Source organism: Micromonospora acroterricola (assembly GCF_003172955.1).
Lineage (GTDB): Bacteria > Actinomycetota > Actinomycetes > Mycobacteriales > Micromonosporaceae > Micromonospora > Micromonospora acroterricola.
On sequence record NZ_QGKR01000301.1, the window covers coordinates 1 to 10626 of the forward strand.

Below are 10626 nucleotides of genomic sequence, written 5' to 3' on the forward strand. Positions count from 1 at the left end.
GACCCCCACCCCTGCCACGAACGGCTGCGCCGTCCTCTGACCTTCCCCGCCGCCGATTCAGGGAAGATCGCTGTGGATGGAGATCCACCAGCAGCGATTTCCCTGGATCGACGCGGGCGGCGCCGGACGCAGGTGCCGGCGGGCCGGCGTGGGTCAGCAGGCCGTCGCGTTGAGTTTTGTCGTGGTGGGTGGGGTGGCGCTGCCGTTGGCGGTGAAGCCCACCGTGACCGACCCGCCCGCCGGCAGGGACGGGGCGTGGTTCGGTGCGGCGGCGGTGACCGTCGTGCCGGACTGGGTGACGGTGGCGTTCCAACCGCTGGACAGGGTCACCCCGGCCGGCCAGCCCCAGGTCACCGACCAGGGGTTCACCGCGGCGGAACCGGTGTTCGTCACCGTCAGCTCACCCTGGAAGCCGCCCTGCCAGGCGTTGACCTGCCGGTAGCTGGCGGTGCAGCCGCCGGTCGGCGCCGGCGTGGTCGGGTCCGGGCCGGTGCTCCCGCCACCTGTCGGGGCGATCAGGTACGGCTGGAGGATCGCCTGCTTGGTGGTGTTGATGCTGGTCCAGTCGTCCAGGGCGATGCCGCCGGTGTCCCCCGAGTTGGGGTTCCACGACCAGTAGGTGAAGGACATCCCGGTGACCCCGGTGCCGGTGTAGGCCATCAGCTTCTCCAGCCACACCCGGTCCTTCGGGTCGGCCAGGGTGCTGCCGAACTCACCCATCATGATCGGGGCGACGTTCTGCTTGTACAGGTAACCCCAGTACCTGTCCCAGATGGCTGGCATGTTCGCCCGGTAGTCCGGGGCGTCGAACCAGCTCTGGCGGTAGACCGAGGTGGCGTACTCGTGCGGCGAGTAGACCAGCCGGTTCGCCACGTTCAGCCGCACCGGGAACTGGCCGGCCTTCGACAGGTTGCCGCCCCACCACCCGCAGTCCTCGTCGTTGCTCGGGTCGTTGTCCCAGACGTTGGAGAGGCCGCCGCTGGGGCAGCTGACCCCCTCCACGAAGATCAGCCAGTTGGGCTGGACGCCGAGGATCGCGTTGCCGGCCCGCTCCGCGGCGAGCCGCCAGTCCCGTGCCGGGTCGCCGCAGCCCCAGCACGCGCCGGTCGCCGCCGGGTTGGTGCCCTCGGCGTGCGGCTCGTTGTGCAGGTCCGCGCCGATCACGGTGGGGTTGCCCGCGTACCGCTGGGCGAGCATCGTCCAGTCGTTGATCCAGGTCGCCTCGGAGACCGTCGACGTGTACCAGAGCGGCGACTGCCCCGCCGAGGTCGGCCGGTGCCGGTCCAGGATGACGCGCATCCCCTTGCTGCCGGCGTACCCGATCACCTTGTCCAGGATCTGCAACGGTGAGAGCCCGACCAGGTCCGGGTTCACGAAGTCGTTGATTCCGGTGGCGGTCGCGCCCGGCGTCAGGGCGTCGTTCGAGTACGGCACACGCAGCGTGTTGTAGCCCAGCCGTGCCATGGTGTCGAGCTGCCCCCGCCACGGGTTGCTCGACCAGAGCCCGTGGAAGGTCTTGTTGTCGGTCTCCATGCCGAACCAGTTGATGCCGGTCAGCCGGACCGTGGCGCCGGTGCTGTCCACGATCTGGTTGCCGCTGGTGTGCAGGTAACCCGTGCCGGTGCCAGCGGCGGCCGCGGCCGGGCTGGTGGTGACGACGGCGGCGAGCAACACGCCGGCCGCGGCGGTGGCGAGCGCGGTCAGCGCGCCGCCGAGAGCGGTGGGACGGAACATGCGAGCTCCACTTCGGAGGCCCGACGCCGGCTGACGCGGCGCGGGCAGGCGGCCGTCCGCACGTCACGGTCCCCATGGGGTACGCGGACACTGCGCGACGGTCCATGTCACGCGGACGCGGACACTCGCGAAGCTCACCGGCGCTCCCCGACGGCAGTGTCTCGCCGTCGTCGCCCTCGTGCCGGTGGCCCAACCTGGCTCTGCCGCTCATTCTCATCAGCCCAGGTCGATGCGTCAACCGATCCCCGGCAGCCCGCCCTCGCTGCCCGTGCTTCCCTCGCTGCCCGTGCTGCCCGTGCCCTCATGCCGCGCCACCCTGCTCGCGGCGCGCGCAACCCGCATGATCGTGCTCGATCCTGGTTGTAGTGGTCTCGCTCCGTTCCGGATGCCACTACTTCGTGGATCGAGCACGATCATGGGCGCCGGCCGCCGGCCGCCGGCCGCCGGCCGCCGGGCGGGGCGCGGGGCGCGGGGCGCGGACATGCGGGAGCCCTCGGTCCTGTCAGGGGACCGAGGGCTCCACGAACGTGTCAGATCAGCCGGCCTGCTCGGCGAGCTGGAGGAACTGCCGCTTGGCGGCGAGGGCCTGCTCGGCCTCCTTGATCCGGCGGGCGTCCCCGGCGCTCTGCGCCCGGGCCAGCCGGTCCTCCGCCTCCGCCACCTGCGACCGCATCTGGGCGAGCAGCGGGTTGTCCTCCTTGGTGGTGCGGCGCCACGCCGAGTCCATCACCTCGCGGACCTTGTCGTCGATGACCCGCAGCCGGCGCTCCAGCCCGGCGGCCGCCTCCCGGGGCACCCGGCCGGCCTCGTGCCACTGGGCCTGGATCTCCCGCAGCTTGGCCTGGGCGCCCTTCGGGTCAGCGTCGATGTCCAGTGCCTCGGCCTCGGCCAGCAGGGCCTGCTTGCGCTCCAGGTTGGCGCGCTGCTCGTTGTCCCGAGCGGAGAAGACCTCGCTGCGCCGGCTGAAGAAGCCGTCCTGCGCGGCCCGGAACCGTTCCCAGAGCTTCTGCTCGGCCTCCTTGGAGGCGCGCGGCGCGGCCTTCCACTGGGTCATCAGGTCCTTGAGCTGGTTGGCGGTGGCCGCCCAGTCGGTGGATTCCTGGAGCTTCTCCGCCTCGGCGACCAGTTCCTCCTTGGCCGTCTGCGCCTGCTTGCGCTGGGCGTCGAGGGAGGCGAAGTGGGCGCCACGGCGCCGGGTGAAGCCGTCCCGGGCGGCGGCGAACCGCTTCCACAGCTCACCGTCGGTCTTCTTGTCGACCCCGCGGATGGTCTTCCACTCGTCGAGGATCTCCTTGAGCCGGTCGCCGGCGGTCTTCCAACCGGTGGACTCGGCGGCGAGCTTCTCGGCCTCCTCGACCAGCGCGGTCTTGCGGGCCAGGGCCTCGCCGCGCGCGGCGTCCCGGGCGGCGCGCGCCTCGCCGGCCTTCTCCTCGGCGAGGGTGGCCAGCTTGTCCAGCCGCGCGGCGAGCGCGTCGATGTCGCCGACCACGTGGGCCTCGGGGAGCGTGGCGCGGATCCGCCGGATCGTGCTCAGCGAGTGCCCGGCGTCCGCCGCACCCGAGTTGAGCCGTGCTTCGGTCAGGTCCACCTCGGTCACCAGGTCGGCGAAGCGGCGTGCGAAGTGCGCGAGGCCCTCCTCCGGTGCTCCCGCCTGCCAGGATCCGACAACCCGCTCGCCCTCGGCGGTCTTGACGTACACGGTGCCGTCCGCGTCCACCCGTCCGAAGGCAGTCCAGTCGCTCATGTGCCCATCCTCGTTCTCCCGGCGTCGAGGGAACAGTCCCCCGTCGCCGCCACGGCGCAGCCAAGTTGCTTCCGGCATTGTCACAGGTCCAACCCGGTCCACGTCGAGCGCCTATCGCCGACCGTGACCATACGGTGTCCTAGCGCCCGATTGACCGGATCGGCGCGGAGACGCACCGGGGATTCCGGATACGGTGAACGGGTGCCACTGGTCGCCGCCGCCGTCTGTCCGCATCCGCCCCTGCTCGTGCCCGAGGTGGCCGGTGCCGCCGCGCCGGAGCTGGCCGACCTGCGGGCGGCGTGTGACCGCGCCGTTCGCGGGCTGTTGGCCGCGAGCCCCGACACCGTGGTGCTGGTCGGCGCCGGGCCGACGACCGGTCCGATCCTGCCCCCGGCCACCGGCACCCTGCAGCCCTGGGGTGTCGACCTGGACGTGCCGCTCACCCCCGACCAGCCGGATCGGGGCGCGGTGCTGCCGTTGAGCCTGACCATCGGCGCGTGGCTGCTGGCCCGGCACGGCGTGCCGCCGCGGGTGGGCGCCGTGCAGGTGGCCGCCGACGCCGGCCCGGCCGAGCTGGCCGCGCTCGCCGACGTGGTCGGCGCCGGGACCGCCCGGGTGGGGCTGCTCGTGCTCGGGGACGGGTCGGCCTGCCGGGGGGAGAAGTCCCCGGGGTACGACGACCCGCGCGCCCTCCCGTACGACGAGCGGGTCGCGACGGCCCTGGCCGAGGCGGACGTGGACGCCCTGCTCGACCTCGACCCGGGTCTGTCCGCGGAGCTGAAGGCCGCCGGCCGGGCGCCCTGGCAGGTGCTGGCCGGCGCGGCCCGGTCGGCCGGCGGTGGGTGGCGTGGCGAGCTGCTGTACGACGCGGCCCCCTTCGGCGTCGCCTACTTCGTGGCGTCCTGGGAGCGCGTGTGACCGGCGACGAGGGACGCCCGGTGGGCACGGTCGTCGCGGTGGTGGGCCCGACCGCGGCGGGCAAGTCGGCGTTGAGCATCGCGCTGGCGCACGCGCTCGACGGTGAGGTGGTCAACGCCGACTCGATGCAGCTCTACCGGGGCATGGACATCGGCACCGCCAAGCTGACGCCCGCCGAGCGGGACGGGGTGCCCCACCACCTGCTGGACATCTGGGACGTCACCGAGCCGGCCAGCGTGGCGGAGTACCAGCGGTTGGCCCGCGCGGCGGTGGACGACATCCTGTCCCGCGGCCGGGTGCCGCTGCTGGTGGGCGGCTCGGGGCTGTACGTGCGGGCGGTGCTGGAGCGCTTCGAGTTCCCGGGCACCGACCCGGCGCTGCGTGAGCGGCTGGAGCGGGAGCTGGCCGAGGTCGGGCCGGCCCCGCTGTACGCGCGGCTACGGGCCGCCGATCCGGGCGCCGCGGAGAGCATCCTGCCGGGCAACGGCCGGCGAATCGTGCGCGCGCTGGAGGTGATCGAGCTGACCGGTGCGCCGTTCGCCGCGTCGCTGCCCGAGCCGACCCCGTACTACCCCTCCGTGCAGGTCGGTGTCGACCTGGACACCGCGCTGCTCGACGAGCGGATCGCGCTCCGGGTCGACCGGATGTGGGCCGACGGTCTGGTGGCCGAGACCCGTGAGCTGGTCGGCCGGGGTCTGCCGGAGGGGCGGACGGCCAGCCGGGCGCTCGGCTACCAGCAGGTGCTGCGCTTCCTCGACGGCGAGCTGACCGAGACCGAGGCGCACGACGAGACGGTCCGGGCCACTCGGCGGTTCGTCCGCCGGCAGCGCTCCTGGTTCCGGCGTGACCCGCGCATCCACTGGCTGGACTCCACCGCCGCCGACGTGATCGAGGCCGCCGTGCGCCTGGTGCCCGCCGCTGCGCGATGATGGGGGCGTGCAGTTCATCAAGGGCCACGGCACCGGCAACGACTTCGTCATCCTCCCGGATCCGGACAATCAGCTCGAGCTGACCGCCGAGTTGGTCGCCGCGCTCTGCGACCGGCGGCGCGGGATCGGTGGTGACGGGGTGCTGCGGGTCGTCCGGGCCGCCAAGCACGCCGACGGCGCGGACCTGGCCGGCGAGGCCGAGTGGTTCATGGACTACTGGAACGCCGACGGCTCGTTCGCCGAGATGTGCGGCAACGGCGCCCGCGTCTTCGTCCGCTACCTGCTGGAGGCCGATCTGGCCACGCCGGCCGGCGTCGCGCTGCCGGTGGCCACCCGGGCCGGTCTGGTGCGCGCGCGGGTCGAGGGCGACGTCGTCGCCGTGGAGATGCAACGCCCCCGGGTGTACGACGCCTCGACGGCGACCCTGGGCGGGCTGACCCTGACCGGCGCGGCGGTGGACGTCGGCAACCCCCACCTGGTCTGCGCCCTGCCGGCCGGCTTGGAGCTGTCCGGTCTCGACCTGACCCGCGCCCCCGAGTTCGACGCCGCGCTCTTCCCCGCCGGGGTCAATGTCGAGTTCACCGCGCCCGGTGAGCCGGTGGACGGCGCCGACGAGCACACCCTGATGCGGGTGTACGAGCGGGGCAGCGCGGAGACGCTCTCCTGCGGCACCGGCGCCTGCGCGGTGGCCGCCGTAGCGCTGCACGACGCCGCCCGCGACACCGGCACGGTGGCGGTGGACGTCCCCGGTGGCCGCCTCACGGTGACGGTCACCGACAGCTCCTGCTGGCTGGCCGGCCCCGCCGTCCTCGTCGCCACCGGCGAGGTGGCCCCCACGGCCCTCCGGCCCTGACCCGGATCGACGGCGTGGGCGCCCTCAGGGGGTGGCGCTGGCGTTGGCCGCGATCTCCGGCAGGTCGGCGGGGCCCGGGTCGGACGCCGGCAGCGGGCTGGGGTTGTGGGCGGCAGCGCGTACGGCGGCGGCGACCGCCGGGGCGACCCGGGGGTCGAAGACGCTGGGCACGATCACCGTCGGGTTGATCTTTTCCTCACCGACCACGTCGGCGATGGCCCGTGCCGCGGCGATCGCCATCTCCTCGGTGAACTCCTCGGCGTGCGCGTCGAGCATGCCGCGGAACACCCCGGGGAAGGCCAGCACGTTGTTGATCTGGTTCGGCTGGTCCGAGCGGCCGGTGGCGACCACAGCGGCGTGCTTGCGCGCCTCCCGCGGGTCGACCTCCGGATCGGGGTTGGCCAGCGCGAAGACGATCGAGTCCTTGGCCATCTGGGCGATGTCGTCGCCGGTGAGCAGGTTCGGCGCGCTGACCCCGATGAAAACGTCCGCGCCCCGGATCGCGCCCGGCAGGTCGCCGGCGTAGTTGTCCTTGTTGGTGTTGTCCGCCAGCCACTGCCATGCCGAGTTGAGCCCGGTCAGCCCGCGGTGCAGGGCGCCCTGCCGGTCGTACGCGATGATGTCGCCCACGCCCTGGCGCAGCAGCAGCTTCATGATCGCGGTGCCGGCCGCGCCAGCGCCGGAGACGACCACCCGGACGTCCCTGAGCTGCTTGCCCACGACCCGCAGCGCGTTGGTCAGCGCCGCCAGCACGCAGATCGCGGTGCCGTGCTGATCGTCGTGGAAGACCGGGATGTCCAGCAGCTCGCGCAGCCGGGCCTCGATCTCGAAGCAGCGCGGCGCGGCGATGTCCTCCAGGTTGATCCCGCCGTAGGCCGGCGCGATCGCCTTGACGATGGCCACGATCTCGTCGGTGTCCTGGGTGTCCAGGACCACCGGCCAGGCGTCGACGCCGCCGAAGCGCTTGAACAGCGCCGCCTTGCCCTCCATCACCGGCAGCGACGCGGCCGGGCCCAGGTTGCCCAGGCCGAGCACCGCCGAGCCGTCGCTGACCACCGCGACGGTGTTGCGCTTGATGGTCAGGCGGCGGGCGTCCGCCGGGTTTTCGGCGATGGCCATGCAGACCCGGGCCACCCCCGGGGTGTACGCCCGGGACAGCTCGTCGCGGTTGCGCAGCGCGACCTTCGAGGTCACCTCGATCTTGCCGCCCAGGTGCAGCAGGAACGTCCGGTCCGACACCTTGCGCACGTCCACGCCGTCCAGCGCGGTCAGCGCGTCGACGACCTGGTCGGCGTGGCCGGCGTCGGCGGTGTCACAGGTCAGGTCGACGATCACGTGGGTGGGGTCCGAGTCGACCACGTCGAGCGCGGTGACGATCGCGCCGGCCTCGCCGACGGAGGTGGTGAGCCGGCCGATCGAGGAGGCGTCCGCGGTCACGGCGATCCGGATGGTGATCGAAAATCCGGCGCTCGGCAGTCGGGTGATGGCCACGGGATCCCTCCGTCACGGCTGTGCGGCCGATCGGCCGCCGCCCAGCATTTCTACCGGGTTGCCGAGGTCCACCGGTATTCGCCCCCGCTCTTGGCGACGTTCGGCACGGGCATATAGCAGGTGCGCTCAGCGTTGCGTCATGTCAGGATTACTTTCTACTTATCAAAACGGACAGGAGAACCGCTTGCGAGACCAGGAGAGCTTCGGCCCCGTTGAGGACGAGCTCGACGACGTCACCACCGGCGAGATGGAGCTGTCGGAGCGGCAGTCGCTACGACGCGTTCCGGGCCTCTCCACCGAGCTCACCGACGTCACCGAGGTGGAATACCGGCAGCTGCGGCTGGAGCGGGTCGTCCTGGTGGGCGTCTGGACCGAGGGCACGGTGACCGACGCGGAGAACTCGCTGACCGAGCTGGCCGCGCTCGCCGAGACCGCCGGTTCGCAGGTGCTCGACGGGCTGATCCAGCGCCGTACGCGGCCCGACCCGGCCACCTACATCGGTCGCGGCAAGGTCGACGACCTCGGTGCGGTGGTGCTCTCCACCGGCGCCGACACGGTGATCTGTGACGGTGAGCTGTCCCCGTCGCAGCTCCGCAACCTGGAGCAGCGCACCAAGGTCAAGGTGGTCGACCGGACGGCGCTGATCCTCGACATCTTCGCCCAGCACGCCAAGAGCAAGGAAGGTAAGGCTCAGGTCGAGCTGGCCCAGCTGGAGTACCTGCTGCCCCGGCTGCGTGGTTGGGGTGAGACGCTCTCCCGCCAGACCGGTGGTAGCGGTCGCGGCGGTGGCGCCGGCGGCGGCGTGGGTGTGCGTGGTCCGGGTGAGACGAAGCTGGAGACCGACCGGCGGCGCATCCGCCACCGCATCTCCCGGCTGCGCCGCGAGATCAAGAGCATGCGGACGGTACGCGTCACCAAGCGGGCCCGACGCAACCGCAACTCCGTTCCCGCCGTGGCCATCGCTGGCTACACCAACGCCGGCAAGTCCAGCCTGCTCAACGCGCTGACCGGCGCGGGCGTTCTGGTGGAGAACGCGCTCTTCGCGACGTTGGACCCGACCACCCGGAAGGCCACCGCCTCCGACGGGCGCCTCTACACCCTGTCGGACACGGTCGGCTTCGTCCGGCACCTGCCGCACCAGATCGTCGAGGCGTTCCGCTCGACGCTGGAGGAGGTCGCCGAGGCGGATCTGGTGGTGCACGTCGTCGACGGCACCCACCCGGATCCGGAGGAGCAGGTCCGGGCGGTCCACGAGGTGCTCGCCGAGGTGGGCGCCGACCGGCTCCCGGAGCTGCTGGTGGTCAACAAGACCGACACGGCCGACGAGGACACGTTGCTGCGGCTCAAGCGGCTCTGGCCGGACGCGATCTTCGTCTCCGCCCACACCGGGCGCGGCGTCGACGGCCTGCGTCAGGCGATCGAGGAGCGGCTGCCCCAGCCGGCCGTGGAGGTCCGGGCGGTCCTGCCGTACGACCGGGGCGACCTGGTCGCCCGGGTGCACCGCACCGGCGAGGTGCTCAGCACGTCGCACCTGCCGGAGGGCACCCTGCTGCACGTCCGGGTCAGCGAGGAGCTCGCTGCCGAGCTGGCGCCGTTCGACGTCGAGCGGCAGGGTCAGGCGGCCGGCAGCCGGCGCTGAGCGGCCCCGGCGTCATCCATCGGAAACGCGTGGCATGCGACACTGGCCGAATGCGCCGCGTTGTTTCCTCGGTCACGGTTGCCCTCGGCCTGCTCGGGGCAACCGTGGCGCCCGCCGGAGCCGCTGTCGCCGCTCCGGCCCCCGCATCGTCCGAAGCGCCCGCCGCGACTCCCGGCAAGAAGCGCTGCACGGTCGCCGACGAGCGGCTGCGGGAGCTGTCCGGGCTGGTGGCGACCAAGAGCGGCTACATCGTCATCAACGACAGCACCGAGATCGCGGCACGCAAGCGGGTCTTCTTTCTGGACACCAAGTGCAAGATCTCGAAGGATCCGGTCCAGTACTCGGGGCAGGGCCCGTTCGACACCGAGGACCTCGCTCTCTCTCCGAACGGCGCGACCCTCTGGATCGCGGACACCGGCGACAACGCCACCTCCAAGGAACGCCGTAAGCGGGTCGCGCTCTGGTCGATGCCGGTCACCGGCGCCAAGCAGCCGGTGCTGCACCGGCTCTCCTACCCCGAGGGCAAGCCGCACGACGCCGAGGCGCTGCTCATCGGCAACGACGGCAAACCGCTGATCATCACGAAGGTGACCAGCGGAAAGGCCGAGATCTTCACCCCGGCTGCGGCGCTGAAGAACGGCGACACCGACCCGGTGCCGATGCGCAAGGTGGGCGACATCGCGCTGCCCCAGACGGATACCGAGAACCCGCTCAACACGTTCGGCCGGGTCGCGATCACCGGCGCGGCACGCTCGCCGGACGGCGCGCGGGTGGTCCTGCGGACGTACGCGGACGCCTTCGAGTACGACGTGGCCGGCGGCGACATCGTCGGCGCGCTCACCACCGGCAAGCCCCGGGTCACACCGCTCACCGACCCGTTCGGTGAGGCGATCAGCTACACCTCGGACGGCAAGACCTTCCTTACCGTGTCCGACGGCGGTCAGTTCAGTGAGGAAGACCCGGTGGACATCCTCAGCTACACGCCGTCCAACTCGACGGCCCGGCCGCTGACGGACGGCGCCGGCGCCCCCAAGGCGGCCGCCTCGCAGTCGTGGATGGACGGGCTGAGCCTCGACGACATCACGTACCTGGTCGGCGCGGTCGGGGTGCTTGGCCTGCTGCTGGTCGGCGCCGGCATCTTCGGCATCGTGCGGGCCCGTCGCCGGCCTCCGGCCGCCGACGCGTCCGACCGGTCGGACCCGGACGGCGAGCCGATCGGTCCGGGTGGCGGCCGTGCCGACGACGGTTTTCCGGGCGGTGACCGCGCGGGCGGCGTCTACGGTGGCGGCGCGCCGGCGGGCGGGGCGGTCTACGGCGG

The 10626-nt window shown here is 72.5% G+C and carries 8 protein-coding genes; 5 read left to right on the plus strand and 3 right to left on the minus strand.

Annotation, left to right across the window (positions count from 1 at the left end; all coding sequences use genetic code 11):
* Positions 1 to 153: 153 nt before the first annotated feature.
* Positions 154 to 1734: a cellulase family glycosylhydrolase gene (locus DKT68_RS26055; protein ID WP_109820018.1), complete on the minus strand. Its 1581-nt coding sequence runs from the start codon at positions 1732 to 1734 to the stop codon at positions 154 to 156.
* 535 nt (positions 1735 to 2269) lie between these two features.
* Positions 2270 to 3478 carry a DUF349 domain-containing protein gene (locus DKT68_RS26060; protein ID WP_109820019.1) on the minus strand — a complete coding sequence of 403 codons (1209 nt, stop codon included), beginning with the start codon at positions 3476 to 3478 and terminating at the stop codon, positions 2270 to 2272.
* A gap of 201 nt (positions 3479 to 3679) precedes the next feature.
* Between DKT68_RS26060 and DKT68_RS26065 the strand changes: the two genes are divergently transcribed.
* The 3 genes from DKT68_RS26065 to dapF are packed head-to-tail and all read left to right on the plus strand — an operon-like array spanning position 3680 to position 6178.
* Positions 3680 to 4396 (plus strand): class III extradiol dioxygenase subunit B-like domain-containing protein, encoded by a 717-nt coding sequence (locus DKT68_RS26065; RefSeq protein WP_109820020.1) that lies wholly within the window; start codon positions 3680 to 3682, stop codon positions 4394 to 4396.
* On the plus strand, positions 4393 to 5325 hold the full coding sequence (miaA, locus tag DKT68_RS26070; RefSeq protein ID WP_236647074.1) for a tRNA (adenosine(37)-N6)-dimethylallyltransferase MiaA: 933 nt from the start codon (positions 4393 to 4395) through the stop codon (positions 5323 to 5325). The genes DKT68_RS26065 and miaA overlap by 4 nt, the downstream gene beginning before the upstream one ends.
* 7 nt (positions 5326 to 5332) lie before the next feature.
* The gene (dapF, locus tag DKT68_RS26075) at positions 5333 to 6178 is read left to right on the plus strand and encodes a diaminopimelate epimerase (protein WP_109820021.1); all 846 of its coding nucleotides are present in this window, start codon (positions 5333 to 5335) and stop codon (positions 6176 to 6178) included.
* A 24-nt stretch (positions 6179 to 6202) separates the two neighbouring features.
* Here the strand turns inward: dapF and DKT68_RS26080 are convergent, their stop codons facing one another.
* Positions 6203 to 7669, minus strand: coding sequence for an NAD-dependent malic enzyme (locus DKT68_RS26080; RefSeq protein ID WP_109820022.1), 1467 nt, complete (start codon positions 7667 to 7669; stop codon positions 6203 to 6205).
* A 184-nt stretch (positions 7670 to 7853) separates the two neighbouring features.
* On the opposite strand from DKT68_RS26080, the gene hflX reads away from it, so the two are divergent.
* Positions 7854 to 9308, plus strand: a complete 1455-nt coding sequence (hflX, locus tag DKT68_RS26085; RefSeq protein WP_109820023.1) for a GTPase HflX — start codon at positions 7854 to 7856, stop codon at positions 9306 to 9308.
* A 50-nt stretch (positions 9309 to 9358) separates the two neighbouring features.
* On the plus strand, positions 9359 to 10626 hold a 1268-nt coding region (locus tag DKT68_RS26090), incomplete at its 3' end, for a hypothetical protein (protein ID WP_109820025.1).